General features: G+C 71.6%; 16 protein-coding genes. 4 read left to right on the top strand and 12 right to left on the bottom strand.

What is annotated here, in order from left to right:
* Positions 1–39 precede the first annotated feature (39 nt).
* A complete protein-coding gene (locus IG05_RS0124285; RefSeq protein ID WP_030345740.1) occupies positions 40–960 on the top strand; it encodes an AEC family transporter in 921 nt (306 codons plus the stop codon).
* Between the two features lie 7 nt (positions 961–967).
* Here the strand turns inward: IG05_RS0124285 and IG05_RS0124280 are convergent, their stop codons facing one another.
* The 8 genes from IG05_RS0124280 to IG05_RS0124240 form a co-directional block, all read right to left on the bottom strand.
* Positions 968–1,552: a Uma2 family endonuclease gene (locus IG05_RS0124280; protein ID WP_030345739.1), complete on the bottom strand. Its 585-nt coding sequence runs from the start codon at positions 1,550–1,552 to the stop codon at positions 968–970.
* 95 nt (positions 1,553–1,647) lie between these two features.
* Positions 1,648–2,931: a thymidine phosphorylase gene (locus tag IG05_RS0124275; protein ID WP_030345737.1), complete on the bottom strand. Its 1,284-nt coding sequence runs from the start codon at positions 2,929–2,931 to the stop codon at positions 1,648–1,650.
* Positions 2,932–3,004: 73 nt separating this feature from the next.
* Positions 3,005–3,406 (bottom strand): cytidine deaminase, encoded by a 402-nt coding sequence (locus IG05_RS0124270; RefSeq protein ID WP_030345735.1) that lies wholly within the window; start codon positions 3,404–3,406, stop codon positions 3,005–3,007.
* Positions 3,403–4,689 carry an ABC transporter permease gene (locus IG05_RS0124265; RefSeq protein ID WP_030345734.1) on the bottom strand — a complete coding sequence of 429 codons (1,287 nt, stop codon included), beginning with the start codon at positions 4,687–4,689 and terminating at the stop codon, positions 3,403–3,405. The genes IG05_RS0124270 and IG05_RS0124265 overlap by 4 nt, the downstream gene beginning before the upstream one ends.
* Positions 4,689–5,816 carry an ABC transporter permease gene (locus tag IG05_RS0124260; protein ID WP_030345785.1) on the bottom strand — a complete coding sequence of 376 codons (1,128 nt, stop codon included), beginning with the start codon at positions 5,814–5,816 and terminating at the stop codon, positions 4,689–4,691. The genes IG05_RS0124265 and IG05_RS0124260 overlap by 1 nt, the downstream gene beginning before the upstream one ends.
* Positions 5,813–7,339 (bottom strand): ABC transporter ATP-binding protein, encoded by a 1,527-nt coding sequence (locus tag IG05_RS0124255; protein WP_420707624.1) that lies wholly within the window; start codon positions 7,337–7,339, stop codon positions 5,813–5,815. The genes IG05_RS0124260 and IG05_RS0124255 overlap by 4 nt, the downstream gene beginning before the upstream one ends.
* A 200-nt stretch (positions 7,340–7,539) precedes the next feature.
* Positions 7,540–8,595 carry a BMP family lipoprotein gene (locus IG05_RS0124245; protein ID WP_030345731.1) on the bottom strand — a complete coding sequence of 352 codons (1,056 nt, stop codon included), beginning with the start codon at positions 8,593–8,595 and terminating at the stop codon, positions 7,540–7,542.
* Between the two features lie 278 nt (positions 8,596–8,873).
* Positions 8,874–10,109, bottom strand: coding sequence for an amidohydrolase (locus IG05_RS0124240; RefSeq protein ID WP_030345729.1), 1,236 nt, complete (start codon positions 10,107–10,109; stop codon positions 8,874–8,876).
* A 573-nt stretch (positions 10,110–10,682) separates the two neighbouring features.
* Here IG05_RS0124240 and IG05_RS0124235 point away from each other — a divergent pair.
* From IG05_RS0124235 to IG05_RS0124220, 3 genes are all read left to right on the top strand, one after another.
* Positions 10,683–10,928 (top strand): hypothetical protein, encoded by a 246-nt coding sequence (locus tag IG05_RS0124235; protein WP_158839006.1) that lies wholly within the window; start codon positions 10,683–10,685, stop codon positions 10,926–10,928.
* 459 nt (positions 10,929–11,387) lie between these two features.
* The gene (locus IG05_RS0124225; protein WP_063760101.1) at positions 11,388–12,329 is read left to right on the top strand and encodes a DUF2637 domain-containing protein; all 942 of its coding nucleotides are present in this window, start codon (positions 11,388–11,390) and stop codon (positions 12,327–12,329) included.
* A 132-nt stretch (positions 12,330–12,461) separates the two neighbouring features.
* Positions 12,462–12,665, top strand: coding sequence for a hypothetical protein (locus IG05_RS0124220; protein WP_030345722.1), 204 nt, complete (start codon positions 12,462–12,464; stop codon positions 12,663–12,665).
* Positions 12,666–12,701: 36 nt separating this feature from the next.
* On the opposite strand, the gene IG05_RS0124215 is transcribed toward IG05_RS0124220, so the two are convergent.
* The 4 genes from IG05_RS0124215 to IG05_RS0124200 all read right to left on the bottom strand — a co-directional run bounded on the left by IG05_RS0124215 (position 12,702) and on the right by IG05_RS0124200 (position 17,709).
* The gene (locus IG05_RS0124215; protein ID WP_234335991.1) at positions 12,702–13,622 is read right to left on the bottom strand and encodes a hypothetical protein; all 921 of its coding nucleotides are present in this window, start codon (positions 13,620–13,622) and stop codon (positions 12,702–12,704) included.
* A 503-nt stretch (positions 13,623–14,125) separates the two neighbouring features.
* Positions 14,126–15,064 carry an N-acetylneuraminate synthase family protein gene (locus IG05_RS0124210; protein WP_030345719.1) on the bottom strand — a complete coding sequence of 313 codons (939 nt, stop codon included), beginning with the start codon at positions 15,062–15,064 and terminating at the stop codon, positions 14,126–14,128.
* Between the two features lie 12 nt (positions 15,065–15,076).
* On the bottom strand, positions 15,077–16,366 hold the full coding sequence (locus IG05_RS0124205) for an N-acylneuraminate cytidylyltransferase (protein WP_030345717.1): 1,290 nt from the start codon (positions 16,364–16,366) through the stop codon (positions 15,077–15,079).
* A 23-nt stretch (positions 16,367–16,389) separates the two neighbouring features.
* Positions 16,390–17,709 carry a DUF6716 putative glycosyltransferase gene (locus IG05_RS0124200; protein WP_030345715.1) on the bottom strand — a complete coding sequence of 440 codons (1,320 nt, stop codon included), beginning with the start codon at positions 17,707–17,709 and terminating at the stop codon, positions 16,390–16,392.
* Positions 17,710–17,734: the final 25 nt, after the last annotated feature.

Raw genomic sequence — 17,734 nt, 5'->3', positions numbered from 1 at the left:
CATTGACCTGTGCCCGTGCCTCCTCGCAGGGTTGGCGCCATGGCGGGGGTGCTGAGCGGGTTCGCGGTGATCGCGGTCGTCATCGGGGTGGGCTATGTGCTCGGTCGGTGCGGGACGCTCGGCGCGCAGGGCGGGGAGGTGCTGACACGGCTGGCCTTCACGCTGGCCGGGCCCGCGCTGCTGTTCACCACGCTCGCGCGGGCCGACCTGTCGGTCCTCTTCTCCAGCCGGCTGCTGGTGACGGCGCTCAGTACGGCCGTGGTCGCGGGGGTCTTCGTCGCGGCCGGCGCGGTACGGCGGTGGGGGGTGGGCCGGACGACGATCGGCGCGCTGTGCTCGGGGTACGTCAACTCGGGCAACCTCGGCATCCCGATCGCCGCGTACGTGCTGGGCGACGCGTCCCTGGTGGCGCCGGTACTGCTCTTCCAGGTCGTCCTGGTCACCCCGGTCGCGCTCACCGTGCTGGACCTGTCCGGCACGGGCGGGAAGGGCACGGTGGGGCGGCGCCTGCTGATCCCGCTGCGGAATCCGGTCGCGGTGGGCTCGCTGTCGGGAGTGCTGGTGTCGGCGGCGGGCTGGCAGCTGCCCGGTCCGCTCCTGAACCCGCTGACCGCGCTCGCCGGCATGTCCGTCCCGGCGGCCCTGCTGGCCTTCGGCATGTCCCTGCACGGCAACCCGGCACCCGGCCGGGGGCGGGACAGCCGGCTGGTGCTGCTGTCCGTCGCGCTGAAGTCGCTGGGCCAGCCGCTGGTCGCCTGGACGCTGGCCCGGTGCGTGTTCGGCCTGCACGGGCACGCCCTGCTGGACACGGTGGTGACCGCGGCCCTCCCCGGCGCCCAGAACCTCTTCACGTACGCCAGCCGCTACCACGTCGCCGAGTCCCTGGCCCGCGAGTCGGTGCTCCTGTCGACGGTGGTGTCCGTACCGGTGCTGGTGGGGGTGGCGACGGTGCTGGGGTGACGCCGGGTCAGTCGACGGGGAACTCGCCCGTGTCGAGGGTGAGGCCGAACGGCTCCGGCAGCTCGACGGGGTCGCCGAACTTGACCGCCTTGAGGACGCGGTAGACGTCGCCCTTCGGCTCCCCGTAGAGCGTCACGGTGGGTCCGCCGGGCGCCCAGCGGTCGACCAGGAGGTACAGCGGGATGCCCGCGGTGGCGTAGGCGGCGGGCTTGCTGACGCGGTCGTGGCCGGCGTTGGACTTGGAGGTCACCTCGACGACGAGTTCGGCGAGGGCGGCGGGGAGGTGGGAGTCCGACTCCGGTCGCTCCTGCCGGGGAGCCACCACAAGGTCCGGGATAAGCATGCCCAGACGCGACGGCACCGAAATGGCCAGCGTCTGGAAGATTCCCCAGTCGTCCGGAATCACGGAGTAGAGGCGACGCTGAATACCCTCGGCGATCAGGTTGTGACGGTAGGCGGGAGCAGGTGACACGGTGACGATCCCCTCGATGATCTCCACCTTGCTGCCCTCGGGCCACTCCATCTCCTCCCAGAACCGGACGAGGTCGTCCCAGCCCTGCTCGGGGTCGTGGCTCACGGTGAGTGCGCTCATGGCGGTCTCCTATCGGTGCGTCACCGATCCCAGCATGCCGAACGGGACCGGCGGAGGTCCACCGGTCCCGTTCACCCGAATGAGGAAACTGCAGGTCAGGCGATACGTTCCAGCACCACCGGCGAGGCCGTGAAGGCCGTGCCGGGGGCCGCGATGTCGTAGGAGTCCGCCACCGCCTGGAGGGCGTAGTCGAAGCGCTCCGAGGTGTCGGTGTGCAGGGTCAGCAGGGGCTGGCCCTCGGTGACCGTGTCGCCCGGCTTGGCGTGCAGCTCGATGCCCGCGCCCGCCTGCACCGGGTCCTCCTTGCGGGCCCGGCCGGCGCCCAGGCGCCAGGCACCGACCCCGATGCCGTACGCGTCCAGGCGGGTCAGGACGCCGGAGGACGGGGCCTTGACGACGTGCTGCTCCTTCGCCGTGGGCAGCGGCGCGTCCGGGTCGCCGCCCTGCGCGGCGATCATCCGGCGCCAGACGTCCATCGCCGAGCCGTCGGCGAGGGCCTTCGCGGGGTCGGCGTCCTTGACGCCCGCCGCGTCGAGCATCTCGCGGGCCAGGGCGATGGTCAGTTCCACGACGTCCGCGGGGCCGCCGCCGGCCAGGACCTCGACCGACTCGCGGACCTCCAGGGCGTTGCCCGCGGTCAGGCCGAGCGGGGTGGACATGTCCGTCAGCAGCGCGACGGTCTTCACGCCGTGGTCGGTGCCGAGGCCCACCATCGTGGACGCCAGCTCCCGGGCGTCCTCGATGGTCTTCATGAAGGCGCCCGTGCCCACCTTCACGTCCAGGACCAGGGAGCCGGTGCCCTCGGCGATCTTCTTCGACATGATCGAGGAGGCGATCAGCGGGATCGCCTCGACCGTGCCGGTGACGTCGCGCAGGGCGTACAGCTTCTTGTCCGCGGGGGCCAGGCCGTCGCCCGCCGCGCAGATCACCGCGCCCGTGGTGTCCAGCACGTGCAGCATCTCCTCGTTGGAGAGCAGGGCGCGCCAGCCGGGGACCGACTCCAGCTTGTCCAGGGTGCCGCCGGTGTGGCCGAGGCCCCGGCCGGAGAGCTGGGGGACGGCCGCGCCGCAGGCCGCGACGAGCGGGGCCAGGGGCAGCGTGATCTTGTCGCCGACGCCGCCGGTGGAGTGCTTGTCGGCCGTCGGGCGGGACAGCGAGGAGAAGTCCATGCGCTCGCCGGAGGCGATCATGGCCGCGGTCCAGCGGGCGATCTCGCGGCGGTTCATGCCGTTCAGCAGGATCGCCATGGCGAGCGCGGACATCTGCTCGTCGGCGACCTCGCCGCGGGTGTAGGCGTCGATGACCCAGTCGATCTGCTCGTCGGTCAGCTCGCCGCGGTCCCGCTTGGTGCGGATGACGGAGATGGCGTCCATGGCCATGGCTGGGGGCTTCCTTCCGGGAGGTGCGAAGTGCGCGGCCCCCCTGCGAGCGGGGCAGGGGGGCCGTACGGCGTTACTGGGTGAGATGGCCCGGGCCGAAGGCCTGGGGCAGCATCTCGGAGAGCGGGAGGACCCCCGCGGGGGTGTCCAGGAGCAGGTCCGGGCCGCCGAACTCGTAGAGCAGCTGGCGGCACCGCCCGCACGGGACGAGCAGGGCGCCGGTGCCGTCGACACAGGTGAAGTGCGTCAGCCGGCCGCCGCCCGTGCGCTGGAGCTGGGAGACCAGACCGCACTCGGCGCACAGGCCGATGCCGTAGGAGGCGTTCTCGACGTTGCAGCCGGTGACGGTGCGGCCGTCGTCGACGAGGGCGGCCACGCCGACCGGGTAGCCCGAGTAGGGGGCGTAGGCGTGCGTCATGGCCTCGCGTGCCTCGGCGCGCAGCGGCTCCCAGTCGAACTCGGCTCCCGGCGTCACTTGCCCTGGCCCTTCCGGTACCGCATGCCGTCCGCCTTGGGCATCCGCAGGCGCTGCGCGGACAGCGACAGCACGAGCAGCGTGACGACGTACGGGGTGGCGCCCACGAAGTCGCTCGGGACCTCGTCGGTGAGCAGGTACCAGACCAGGACCAGCGCGGCCATGACGGCGCTGACCACACCCTGCACCAGGGCCTTCTTGTACAGCTTCCAGCCGGCCAGCAGCGCGAGCAGGACGACCAGGAGCAGCAGCAGGGCGTGGACGGTCACACCGCCGTTGCGCAGCTGGAGCGCGTCGGAGTAGCCGAACAGGCCCGCGCCCATGGCCAGCCCGCCCGGGCGCCAGTTACCGAAGATCATCGCGGCGAGACCGATGTAGCCGCGCCCGCCGGTCTGGCCCTCCAGGTAGGTGTGCGAGGTGACCAGCGCCAGGAACGCGCCGCCGAGGCCGGCGAGGCCGCCGGAGACGGCCACGGCCGCGTACTTGTACCGGTAGACGTTGACGCCGAGGGACTCCGCGGCGACCGGGTTCTCACCGCAGGAACGCAGCCGCAGCCCGAACGGGGTGCGCCACAGCAGCCACCAGCTGGCGACGAACAGCACCACGGCCAGGATGGTCACCACGGACAGGTTGGTGATCAGACCGCCGATGATGCCGGCGAGGTCGGAGACCAGGAACCAGTGGTGCTTCTCGATCGAGGCGAGGCCGTCGGAGAGGCCGGGGACGGTGATGTCGGGCAGCGTGTCCGCGGGCGGGGACTGCTTGGGGTTGCCGCCCGCCTCCGCGGCCTTGCCGCCGGCGAAGAACAGCTTCGCGAGGTACTGGGTGGCGCCGAGCGCGAGCAGGTTGACGGCGACACCGGAGACGATGTGGTCGACGCCGAAGGTGACGGTGGCGACGGCGTGCACCAGGCCGCCGACGACACCGAAGCCGATGCCGCACAGCAGGCCGAGCCAGGGGCTGGACTGCCAGCCGATCCAGCCGGCGCCGAAGGTGCCGAGGATCATCATGCCTTCGAGGCCGATGTTGACCACGCCCGCCCGCTCGGACCACAGGCCGGCGAGTCCGGCGAGGCCGATCGGCACGGCGAGGCCGAGCGCGGCGGCGACCTGTCCGGCGGAGTCGAGCTGGTTCGCGCCGGTGATGACGCGGACCGCGGCCAGCAGCAGCAGCGCGCCCGCGACGATCATGAGGATCAGGCCGAGGGAACGGCCCGAGCGCTGCGGCGCGTCCGCCGCCTTGGGGGCCGCCGGCGGCGGCGCGTCGGTCATCGTGGCAGTCATCACGCCACCTCCTGCTTCTTCGTCGGGGCGGCGGCCTGGGCGGCGAGTTCGGCGCCGACGCGCTGCTGCTGGCGCTTGAGGCCGTAGCGGCGCACGACCTCGTAGGCGATGACGACGCACAGCACGATGACGCCCTGGATGACGCCGAGGATTTCCTTGTCGTAGCCCTGGAATTCCAGGTGGTTGGTGGTGCGCTCCAGGAAGCCCCAGAGCAGGGCGCCGAGCGCGATGCCGATCGGGTGGTTGCGGCCGAGCAGCGCGATGGCGATGCCGGTGAAGCCGATGCCGGCCGGGAAGTCGTTGCTGAACTGGTGGCTGTCGTTCAGCAGGGTCGGCATGCCGATCAGACCGGCCACCGCACCGGAGATGATCATGCTGGTGGCGACCATCTTCTTCACCGAGACACCGCTCGCAGCGGCGGCGCTCTCGGACTGCCCGACGGTGCGCAGGTCGAAGCCGAAGCGGGTGCGGCCGAGCACGAACCAGTACGCGATGCCGACGATCACCGCGATGACGATGAAGCCCCACAGCTCGCCGGCCGGGCCGGTGTCGAAGCTGAAGAAGTACGAGGAGGACGGCAGCGGCTTGGTGGAGACCAGGGTGCCGGCCTGGTCCAGCTGGCCGAGCTTCCCGGGCTGCAGCAGGTAGGCGATGATCGCGGTGGCGATCGAGTTCAGCATGATGGTCGAGATGACCTCGCTGACGCCCCGGGTCACCTTGAGGATGCCGGCGATGGACGCCCACAAGGCGCCAGTCGCCATGGCGCAGAGGATGATCAGCGGGATGGCGATCCAGCCGGGCACGGTGAGCGCCCCGCCGAGCACGGCGGCGATGAACGCGGCGAGCCGGTACTGGCCGTCGACACCGATGTTGAACAGGTTCATGCGGAAGCCGATGGCCACCGCGACGCCCGCGAGGTAGTACGTCGTCGCCTTGTTGAGGATGTAGACCTGGCTGTCGCTGGCGAAGCCGTAGGTCACCATGTCGCTGAAGGCGTCGCCGGGGTTCTTGCCGGTCGCGAGGATCACCAGGGTGGTGACGAGGAGCGCGGCGACGACCGCCAGCAGGGGGGCGGCGATCCCGAGGAGCAGCCGCTCCTTGTCGATCCGTGAGGTCAGCTTGTTCATCGCTCGTCGTCCTCTGTGTGCTCCAGGTGGCCGGTGGCCGCACCCGTCATGGCGGAGCCCAGCTCCTCGGGGGTGATCGTGGCGGGGTCGGCGTCGGCGACCAGGCGGCCGCGGTACATCACCCGCAGGGTGTCGGAAAGCCCGATCAGCTCGTCCAGGTCGGCCGAGATCAGCAGCACGGCCAGGCCCTCGCGGCGGGCCTCGCGGATGTAGTCCCAGATGGCCGCCTGCGCGCCGACGTCCACACCGCGGGTGGGGTGGGCGGCGATGAGCAGCTTGGGGTTGTGGCTCATCTCGCGGCCGACGATCAGCTTCTGCTGGTTGCCGCCGGACAGGGAGGCGGCGGTGACGTCGATGCCGGGGGTGCGGACGTCGTAGGCCTCGACGATCCGCTGGGTGTCGGCGCGGGCCGCCTTGGGGTCCAGCAGTCCGCCGCGCGAGTTGGGCTTCTCGGTGACGTGGCCGAGGATGCGGTTCTCCCACAGCGGTGCTTCGAGCAGCAGGCCGTGGCGGTGGCGGTCCTCGGGGATGTAGCCGATGCCGGACTCGCGGCGGTCGCGGGTCGGGGCGTGGGAGATGTCGGTGCCGTCGAGCGTGATGACGCCGGCGTCCGGGTGCCGCATGCCCATGATGGCCTCGACCAGTTCGGACTGGCCGTTGCCCTCCACGCCGGCGATGCCGAGGACCTCGCCCTTGTGGATGGTGAAGGAGATCTCGTCCAGGATGATCCGCTCGACGCCGTCGAGGTCGGTCTGCGCGAGGTGCAGGCCGTCCAGCTTCAGCATCGGGACGTCCGTGACGGTGGACTCCTGGGTCTCCGGCGTGGGCAGTTCGCTGCCGACCATCAGCTCGGCGAGCTGCTTGGGGGTGGTGCCGCGCGGGTCGACCGTGCCGACGGTGGTGCCGCGCCGGATGACGGTGATCTCGTCGGCGACGGAGAGCACCTCGCCCAGCTTGTGCGAGATGAAGATGACGGTGAGGCCCTCGGCCTTGAGTTCGCGCAGGTTGTCGAAGAGCGCGTCGACCTCCTGCGGCACGAGGACGGCGGTGGGCTCGTCCAGGATGAGGGTCTTGGCGCCGCGGTAGAGGACCTTCAGGATCTCCACGCGCTGGCGGTCGGCGACACCGAGCTCCTCCACGAGGGCGTCGGGCCGCACGCCCAGGCCGTAGGCGTCGGAGATCTCCTTGATCCTGGCGCGCGCCTTGCCCCCGATGCCGTGCAGCTTCTCCGCGCCGAGGACGACGTTCTCCAGGACGGTGAGGTTGTCGGCGAGCATGAAGTGCTGGTGCACCATGCCGATGCCGCGGGCGATGGCGTCGCCGGGGTTGTGGAAGACGACCTGTTCGCCACTGACGGTGATGGTGCCCTCGTCCGGCTGCTGCATGCCGTAGAGGATCTTCATCAGGGTGGACTTGCCGGCGCCGTTCTCGCCGCACAGGGCGTGGACGGTGCCCGTGCGGACCGTGATGTCGATGTCGCGGTTGGCGACGACGCCGGGGAAACGCTTGGTGATGCCGCGCAGTTCGACGGCAGCGGGAGGGCTGGACGCGTTGATGGCGCACTCTCCTCGGGGAAAGGGGCTGCGGGGAGGGGGCAGGCGTCGGCGACGCTAGCGCGGCAACTCCGTGCTACACGCGTAGAGTTGACACATTGTTACGGCTCGGCGGGGGGCTTTGGGAGGGTGCCCCCGCGCCGAGCCTGGGTCCGACGGGACCCGTCAGGTCACGGGGTGGTCTTGACCTTGATCGAGCCGTCGACGATCTTCTTCTTCGCGGCGTCCAGCTTGGCCTGGATGTCGTCGATGAAGCCGCCGCTCTTGGACAGCGAGACGCCGTCCTTGGCGAGGGAGTAGGTGTTGGTGCCGGTCAGCGGCTTGCCGTCGTGGACCGACTTGACGAAGTCGTAGACACCGACGTCGACGTTCTTGACCATCGAGGTCAGGATCGAGTTCTTGTACTTGCTCAGACCCGGGATGTTGTACTGGTCCGAGTCCACGCCGATCGCCCAGGCGCCCTTCTTGCCCGCGACGGCCTCGATCGCGCCGTTGCCGGAGGAGCCGGCCGCCGTGTAGATGACGTCCGCGCCGTTGTCGAGCATGCCCTGCGCGGCCTCCTTGCCCTTGTCGGGGCTGGCGAAGCCGGAGGTGTCCGAGCCGTGCGACAGGTACTGCGTGTCGACCTTGATCTTCTTGTCGGTGTCCTTGACACCCTGGACGAAGCCCGCCTCGAACTTCTTGATCAGCGGGACGTCGACACCGCCGATGAAGCCGACGTGGTGCGACTTGGTCTTCGAGGCGGCGGCGACACCGGCCAGGTAGGAGCCCTGCTCCTCCGTGAAGGTGATGCTGTCGACGTTCTTGCCGTTCACCACGGAGTCGACGATGCCGAAGGTGGTCTTCGGGTACTTCGCGGCGACCTTGGTCATGGAGGCGGCGTAGGCGTAGCCGACACCGATGACCGGGTTGTAGCCCGCGTCGGCCAGGTCGGACAGGCGCTGCTCGCGGTCGGCCTCGGTGTCCGAGGTCTTCGCGGTCAGCTCCTTGATGTCACCGCCGAACTCCTTCTTGGCCTGGTCGGCACCGCGCGCGGCGGAGTCGTTGAACGAGCGGTCGCCACGACCGCCGACGTCGAAGGCGAGACCGACCTTGACGCCCTTGCCGTCACCGGAAGCGGGCGAGCCGCTGTCGTTGTCGGAGGAGGTGCTGCCACAGGCAGTGGCAGTCAGTGCGAGAGCTGCGGAGGCGAGACACGCAGCGGAAAGCTTGGCTACCCGGCGCACGGGAAGGCTCCTTCACCTGACCTGAGCGCCTTGGCGGCGCTTGATGTGAGCACCTTTGCAGTGCTCCGGCCGAGACGCCCCTTCGGCGTCGGCTTCGCGGCATCGTAACGCGCGTAGATGTCGCAAAAAACCCTCTCGCGAAGCCGTTATCGATTCGAGGCAAACAGTGCCTGAACTCGCGCTCTCGGCCTTCTCACGGCGCTGTTGCGGACAGTGCACGAATGGCTTGCATCCGTGTTGCGCCGGCGAGGGAGGCGGCCCCCGAGGGGGCCGCCGGCTCAGCCGCGGGCCCCGTTGGCGTCCAGGAAGGCGGCGGCGGTGAACATCTCCACACCGACCGTGATGGCGTGTTCGTCGGCGTCGAAGTCGCCCTGGTGGAGATCGCGTACGGTGCGCTCGCCGGGCCGGCGCACCCCGAGGCGGGCCATCGCGCCGGGCACGCGCTCCAGGTACCAGGAGAAGTCCTCGCCGCCGAGGCTCTGCTCGGTGCTCTCCACGGACTTCATGCCGCGCCGGGCGACCATGGCCCGGCGCAGCAGTTCGGTCGACTCCCGGTCGTTGACGACCGGCGGCACCCCGCGCACGTAGGTGATCTCGGACTTGGCCCGGTGCAGGGTGGCGACCTCGTCGATGGCCGCGTGCACGATGTCGGGGGCCTGCCGCCAGGCCTCCAGGTCCAGGCAGCGCACGGTCCCGGACAGCTCGGCGTGCTGCGGGATCACGTTCGGCGCGTGACCCGTCTCGATCCGGCCCCAGGTGAGGGCGAGGCCGGCACGGGTGTCGACCCGGCGGCCGACCAGCGCGGGGACGTCGACGGCGACCCGGGCGGCGGCGGTGACCAGGTCCGTGGTCAGGTGCGGGCGGGCGGTGTGCCCGCCGGGGCCGTCGAGCGCGATCTCCAGGCGGTCGCAGGCGCTGGTGATCGGCCCGTGCCGCAGCCCGACCTTCCCGGCCTCCACCCTGGGGTCGCAGTGCACGGCGAGGATCCGGCCGACCCCGCGGAGCGCGCCGTCCTCGATCGCGTCCAGGGCGCCGCCGGGCAGCACCTCCTCGGCGGCCTGGAAGATCAGCCGCACCGGGCGGGGCAGCAGGCCCTTGGCGTGCAGGTCGGCGAGGACCAGGCCGGTGCCGAGGACGACGGTGGTGTGCACGTCGTGCCCGCAGGCGTGGGCCCGGTCCGGCACGGTCGACCGGTACGCGCAGTCGGTCTTGGTGTCCGGGATGGGCAGGGCGTCGATGTCGGCGCGCAGCGCGAGCACCGGCACGGACGGGCGCTCACCCTCCGCGAGGCCGATGTCACAGACGAGTCCCGTTCCGGTGCTCAGGACGCGGGGCTTGAGCCCGGCCTGCTCCAGCCGTTCCTTGATCGCGGCGGTGGTGCGGAACTCCTGGTTGCCCAGCTCGGGGTGCATGTGCAAGTCGCGCCGGAAGGCGACGAGTTCGGCGTGCAGGGACTCGCTCAGCACGCCGGGGAGCACATCCCCCGGGAGGCCGGACTCGGACTCTAGGGACATCAATTGCTTCACCCTCTGGAGGGTAGGACGCCCGACAGGTCAACTACCCCTGGATCAACAAAACTTCAGCCCGTTAGGGGAAGAAAATCTTGACCGGCGGACGCTTGGCGGCGGACTAGGGTGGGTAAAACCTCTCTTTTTCCTCCTCCACGCATACCACGCCTCACCGGGATCACGCGCGCGATGTCCACGCACCGGACCCCCTGGGTTCCCGGTTCCCTGCCGTGACAACCGCCGGGCGGCCCTCGCCTCCGCGGCGACCGGGCCCCGGGAGCCGTACGGGGGACGGAGGCGGGAGGATCTTGTGCTCCTTCGGCCCCCGCGGAGCCGCGCCGGCCGCCGACGGCCTCGGTGCCCGCCTCCGGCTGCTTCCGCTCGCCCCAGGAGACAGGACGTGGGTGTGGTCCACCCCGTTTCCCCGTTGCCGGCAGCCCCCGGCGGCACGGCCACGCTTTCCACGACCAGGGCAAAAGAGCAAGCCGAGGGGGCGCTCGTCCCTCATTTGCTTTTCGGTCCGCTCTTCGAGTGACGAGTTATCCCGTATCGCGCATATTCAGGAGGACGCGCCTCGGGGTGGATAACCTGCGAGCCCATCCGTACGTCACGCAGGAGAAAAAAATGTGGAACATGCTCGTCTGGACGATGATCACATGCACCTCCCTCTGCACCGCGGGATCCATTTTCGTACGACCTCACCAGTGTCAGCGGCAGACCGACACCGTGGAATTGCGACGGCGGCGGCGCATGGTGGAGGTGCTGCAGCGCGAGGTGCGGGCCATGAATGACGCCCCGGGCTACTCCGACGGCAACAAATCCTAATAATCCGCTCCAGGGGCTGCTGGCGAGAGAGAACCAGCCCCCTACGCTTGGCAGAAACTTTTCTCCTGCGCCAGCCGCCAGCGCGTACGACCTGCTTTTCCATTTCTCATACAGGATGGGCATAGGGCCGAACGACACCGGGAAAAGGTGTTTGTCCGGCTACTTTCTTCACTCGTTTGCCGCACACCCATCGCCGCATGGTGCCGTTAGTTGCAGCATGACGAAGGCTCTGAGGGGTCCCGTGCGACTGGGTTCTTACACCTATCTGCCGGCACCCGCCGAAAAGCACAGCGCCAGAGGAGTCCTGATGAGGGGGGGCCTTCCTGTCACACTGGAGGCCACCGAGGAGATCCTCCAGGAATTCATGGACAGAATGAACTCGCTGGAGAGTGACATCTCCCGACGCTGGGTGGGCGCGGACGCCTGGTTCCGTCTTTCGCCGGCGGAATGACATCGCCCATGCAGCACGAGACGATGGGATCGTACCCGGATCTCCCCGCCGACTATGCGGACGACTATTACCACGGCAGGGGGCGGCACCGATCGCCCACGGAGGATTTCTCGCATCCTCTGGTCCCCCCGGACTCCGGCTGGGACCCTGCGGAAGAGCTGGCCTACATGCTCCGGGACACCATGGAGCAGCAGGGGCGGGTCCCGGGCGCGCGCCATGAGGAACACCTCGTGGATCCGGAGCCGAAGACGCCCCGTGAGGCCCTGGTGGAACTCACGGCGGAGCTGCCCCCGGTGAAGGCGGCTCCGCGGGGCCACCGCAAGGACCGCCGCAGGCCCCGTCCCGGCAAGATCAGGGTCGCCAGCCACCTCATCGCCGCCGCCGCGACCGTCATCGCCTCGGGCGTGAGCATCTTCGGCGGCCTGATCGCCTACGACCCGCTGCGCTTCGTCGCGGCGGCCCGGACGGAGAGCGGCGCGGTCTCCTGGTGGCCCCTGCTGGTGTTCGGCCCCTGGCTGGTGGCGTCGCTGTCCATCCTCCGGGCGGCGCTGCACCAGCGCCGGGCCTTCCACTCCTGGTCCGTCCTCCTGGTGTTCTCCGCCATCGCCATGGCGCTGTGTGTGGCGCAGGCGCCGAAGCACATCGTGGACACCGTGGCCGCCGCCCTGCCGAGCCTCGCCTCGCTGGCCTGCTTCCAGCAGGTGGTGCGGCAGGTCACCCTGACCAGGCCGCCCCGGCGGACCTTCCCCCGGCACCGGTCCCAGCCTTCCGAGAAGGCGGCCGTGGAGGAGGCGGCGGCGCCCCGGGAGGGCACGCTGTACACGAGCGGCGACCTGCCACAGGTGGCCTTCGCGGGACCCGTGGGAGAGGCGGTTGCCGGCGGGCCGGCGGCCCATGACCGGCTCTCCGGCCACCCGCGTCGCTTCGGGTGGCCCGGCGACCGTTCCTGACCGTTCACGGCGGCGCCCACCGAGCCTGGGCCCGGTCCCGTCTGGCACAGCTGGAGGTTCCCCATCGATGAGCAGTTTCCGTACGCCGGCGCGGGCAGCCGCCGCCCGGGGCCGGACGGCCGGGGGCGGCGCGTGAACACCCTGGTCTCGGCTCCCCCGCTGCTGCCGGATGTCGCCCGGCTCCGGCCCCGACAGCAGATGGGCATCGACTGCGCCGACTGCGGTCTCCCGCTGGGGCCGAGCGGCCGGGTGCTGGGCGAGGTGCGCTACCGCGGACTGCCGTTCCGGCTCTGGGTCTGCCCGACCGGCTGCGACACCGGTCCGCCCGGCCCCTAGGGGCCTGTCGTTCGGATCAGGTCCCAGCGGCCGTCGTCAGGCCGGGGTCACCGCCGTCAGCCGGTGGACGTCGCGGGCGGTGCCGGTCACGCCGGAGAGGAAGCCCTGGGCCCGCGGGGAGGCGGTGTCCGTGAGCCAGGTGGGGTCGATGTCGCAGACGGCGACGCGGACGCCCGTGCCGGCCAGGGCCAGCGGCAGGGTGTGGACGACCGTGGAGGGGAAGCTGAGGATCGTACGGCCGATGGGGCCGCGCCGGGCGATCAGCTCCAGGGGCAGGTCCGGGCGGACGATCTCCAGGCCGGTCTCGCCCGCCAGGCGGTGCAGTTTCTGGGTGCTCTCGCGGCGGTGGGCGAAGTAGCGGGTCACGCCGTGGGCCCTGGCCAGTTCGCGGACGGCCGCCACATAGCGGTCGCCGTCCACCACCCCCGTCTCCACCAGCGAGGTGCCGACCATGTCCGCGCCGTTGGTGATGCGCGGCGGCCCGAAGCGGTCCCGGGTCCAGGCGAAGTCGTTCGCGGTGACCGTGACGCCCTCCGGGGTCTCCGTCACCGGCATGGAGGAGAACACCTCGACCCGCCGGCCCGCGCTGGGCGTCAGCCGGCGGCGGGCGGAGGAGGACACCGGCGCGAAGAGCAGGTCCCGGGGACCGGGCCGGCCGCCCTTGCGGTGCCAGCGGACCAGGCGTTCACCGCGGGCCAGCTGGGCGACGAACTCCATCGTCGCCGTGCCGTCGTCCACGACCACCAGGTCGCGGGCGCGGGTGATGGTCAGCAGGAGCTGTACGTAGCGGGAGAACGGGTCGCCCATGACGACCCGGTCGGCCCGGCGCAGGGGGCCGGCCAGTCCGCCGATGGTGTGGAAGGGCGCGGTCGTACCGCCCCGCGCCTCCTCCCAGCGCACCCGGTACCCCTCGTCCCGGGCCAGGTCGGCCATGCGCCGCAGCTGGCCGCGGGTCATGGGGTCGGTCGGGGCGAGCACGACGACGGTCAGTTCCGCAGGGGCCGCCGCAGCACCGTCCGCCGCCGCACCGATCGCTGCCGCACCGTCCGCCGCACCTGCCGCCGCAGCACCGGCCTGCGCCCGCCGGCCCTGCGCGGGCACGGCGGACGCGGGTTCGGCGGGCACGGGTCCGGCCGGCGCAGGGCCGGCCGGCGCGGGTCCGGGCCGTGCGGGTCCGGGCGGGGACACGGAGGCCGTGACCGGCCCCGCGCCGCCGGAACGGGACCGCGTGGGCCCGGACGGCGCTTCCCCCTCCGCGCCGCCGGGGCCCGGCGACGCGGTCCGGTCCGGGCCGTGTCCGGGCGGCGGGGAGCCGGGCAGGCCGTGCAGGTGTGCCCACTCCAGTACGTTCAGCAGCTGTACCGGGCTCTCCACGAAGGCGAGCGTGCGGGCGGGGTGGCCGGCCTGGCCGGCGCGGGGGCTCATCGGCGTACGACCGTCCCGTCGTCAGTGACCTGGATTCACACCGCGACCGGCTCGCCCGCCGCCGCGGCGATCTCCGCCTCGGCGACGGCGCCGGCGACGCGGCGCAGCTTCTTCATCGGGCCCAGCTCGGAGTCGTAGACCTTCTTGACGCCGTCACCGAGGGAGGCCTCGATGGTGCGGATGTCGCGGACCAGGCGCGTGAGGCCCTGCGGCTCCACCGACGCGGCCTGGTCGGAGCCCCACATGGCGCGGTCGAGGGTGATGTGGCGCTCGACGAACGTGGCGCCCAGCGCGACGGCGGCCAGCGTGGTCTGCAGGCCCGTCTCGTGGCCGGAGTAGCCGATCGGGACGTTCGGGTACTCCTTCTCCAGCGTGTTGATCACGCGGAGGTTCAGCTCCTCGGCCTTCGCCGGGTACGTCGAGGTCGCGTGGCACATCAGGATGTTGTCGCTGCCCAGGACCTCGACCGCGTGCCGGATCTGCCGTGGGGTGGACATGCCGGTGGAGAGGATGACCGTACGGCCCGTGGCGCGCAGGGCGCGCAGCAGTTCGTCGTCGGTCAGGGAGGCGCTCGCCACCTTGTGCGCGGGGACGTCGAACTTCTCCAGGAAGGCGACGGCCTCGGTGTCCCACGGGGAGGCGAACCAGGCGATCCCCTTCTCCTTGCAGTACGCGTCGATCTGGCGGTACTCGTCCTCGCCGAACTCCACCCGGTGGCGGTAGTCGATGTACGTCATCCGGCCCCAGGGGGTGTCGCGCTCGATGTCCCACTGGTCGCGCGGGGTGCAGATCTCCGGGGTGCGCTTCTGGAACTTGACGGCGTCGCAGCCGGCCTCGGCGGCCACGTCGATCAGCTTGAAGGCGTTCTCCAGCTCACCGTTGTGGTTGATGCCGATCTCGCCGCAGACGTAGACCGGGCGGCCGGGGCCGACCTCGCGCGAACCGAACGTACGCAGACGGGAGTTGCTGCTCATCAGGGGGTGTCCTTACTTGGGGAGGGAATCGAGAGAGGGGCCGAGGATCCAGCTGGCGATCTCTCGGATCGCGCCGTCACCGCCGGGGACGGTGGTGACCGCGCGTGCGGCGCCGCGTACGACGTCGTGGGCGCTCGCGACCGCCACGGGCCAGCCGACGAGGGCGAAGCACGGGAGGTCGTTGACGTCGTTGCCGACGTAGAGCACGCGCTCCGGCGCGATGCCCTGCTCCTCGCACCACTGCTTCAGCGCGAGGTCTTTCCGGTCGATGCCGTGCAGCACGGGGATCCGCAGCTTGCGGGCGCGGGCGGCGACGACCGGGTTCTGTTCCGTGGACAGGATCAGCATCTTCAGGCCGCTCCGGCGGAGGGCCGCGACGCCGAGTCCGTCGCCGCGGTGCACGGCGACGAACTCCCGTCCCTCGGAGTCGATCAGCACCCGGTCGTCGGTCTGGGTGCCGTCGAAGTCCAGTACGACCGCGTCCACGTCGTCGGCGGTCGGCAGCGAACCGGGGCGGTCCGCGTCGAAGAGCGGCGCGAGGGCCCGGGCCCGCGCGAGGTCGTGCGGGTCGTCGATCTCCAGCACCCGGGCCGGGTCGGTGCGGACCAGTTCGGTGTGGCCGAAGAAGCGGTGGCGGTGCTCGCGGAAGCCGGCCGCGTCCATCGCGTAGGCGGCGCCGGTCTCCAGGAAGTCCTGGGGGCGGTCCTGGCGGCGCGGACGGTAGGACTTGTCGTGGTTGACGCCCTGGCCCCCGGTGGTCGCCGCCGTCCGGTCCCCGGTCGCCGTGCCGGTGGCCGACGGGCCGCCGGGCGCGGCGAGGCCGTCGGCCGCTTCGCGCCAGACGAAACCGTGGAAGGGCGCGACCGTCAGCGCGGTGTCCGCGCCGTCCTCGATCACCGCTGACGCGACCCCGTCGATGTCCTCGCGGACGACGAAGGGGCTGGTGCACTGCACGAGCAGCACCACGTCGACGGCGGAGCCGTGCAGCGTCTCGTGGGTGTCCATGGCGTGCAGGACCGCGGCCTCGGAGGTGGCGGTGTCCCCGGCGATGGCGGCGGGCCGCAGCACGACCTCGGCGCCGGCCTGCCGGGCGGCGGTGGCGATGGCCTGGTCGTCGGTGGACACGACGACGTCGGTCACCAGCCGGGCCGCCCGGCACTCGCGCACCGCGCGGGCCACCAGCGGGACACCGCCCACGGGGGCGAGGTTCTTCGCGGGCACGCCCTTGGAGCCGCCGCGCGCGGGGATCACCGCGAGCACCCGGCGGACCGGGGTGCCCGGGCCCGCTTGCGAGTGGGACATGGGGTTCACTCCTTGGGGTGAGGTCACAGCTCGCCCATCCGCCGGATCACGGGGGCGACCCGCTGGACGCCGTGCCGGTAGGCGCCGCGTGCCGCGCGGCGCACGATCTGCCGGACGGGGCCGGGCGCCTTGTCGGCGGCGGGCGCGCCGGGCAGCGGGACGCCGTCGGGGCCGAGGTGGTGGCGGGCGAGGATGCCGGGCAGGTAGCCGGGCGCGGTCTCGGGGGTGTAGTAGGGGTTCAGGGGCGGCAGCCCGCCCGGCCGGTCCAGCAGCCGGGCGATGCGCTCGCGGGCGGTGTCGAAGGCCGTGTCGTACGCCCCGTCGGCGGCCACGCCCTGCCGGGCCACCCACTCCTCGTCCGGCACCGGCCGGTGCCCGGCGTCGAGCTGGTCCCAGGAGGCGAGGCAGCCGGAGCCGGTGAAGTGGTGGTTGCCGAGCACCTCGCGCACCCCGAGGTCGGTGAGGACCGCGGTGGGGATGCGGCGGTGCAGGGCCTCCAGGGCGGCCGTGGAGCTGACCGTGACCAGCAGGTCGGTGCGGTCGAGCACCTCGCCCATGTGCCCGTACACCAGGCGGAAGTTGGCCGGCGGGTCCTGGCCCTGGACCAGTTTCTGGTACGGCAGTTCCTCGATGTGGGTGGTGTGCTCGCCGGGCTTGGAGCGCAGCTTGAGCAGCACCTCGCGCTCGGGGTGCCGGCGGGCGTGCTCGACGAGCCGGCCCAGCAGGTAGGCGCGGTCCCGGCGGTTGTCCGGCACCGACGGCTGGGCCGCGAACACCACGGTGAACGGGTCGTGTCCGCCGGTGTAGGGCGTACCGCCGAGGAAGGGCAGCGCGACCTCGGTGACCGCGGAGGCGTCGGCGCCGACCCCCTCGTACACGGTGCGGAACCGGTCCGCGTCGTGACGGGAATTGGCGAGGACGAGGTCCGCGCCGTGCCGCAGCAGCAGCCCGTCGGTGAGCTTCTCGTAGACGACTCCGACATAGCCGGTGACGACCACGGGACGGGGCCCGGAGCCCCAGGCGGCGCGCAGTCCGTGCAGCATCGCCTGGACACCGCCGCCGACCAGGGCGAGGACGAGGACGTCGTACCGGTCCTCGGGGTCCTCGGTCATCGCGCGCAGGAACTCCACGCCGGTGACCTCGCGCAGAGAGTCCGCCCGGACGCCGACCTCCCGCAGCTGGCGGGCGGTGGGGGTGGCGCGTCCCCGCAGGAGGTAGCCGTCGAGCCGGACCCCGGTGGCCGCGGGCATGAGCCGCTGCGCGGTGAGCGCGCCCCACTTCCACCGGGTGTCCGAGTCGGCGAGGACGGCGACTCGCAGGGAATTCGTTGCACTTGCTGGCACGCCGGAGACGCTAGGAAGCGTGGAA

It is taken from the genome of Streptomyces sp. NRRL S-1022 (assembly GCF_000720135.1).
In the GTDB taxonomy this organism is placed as follows: domain Bacteria; phylum Actinomycetota; class Actinomycetes; order Streptomycetales; family Streptomycetaceae; genus Streptomyces.
The sequence above is the reverse complement of the archived record's forward strand: the minus strand, read 5'-3'. Positions and strand labels throughout refer to the sequence as shown.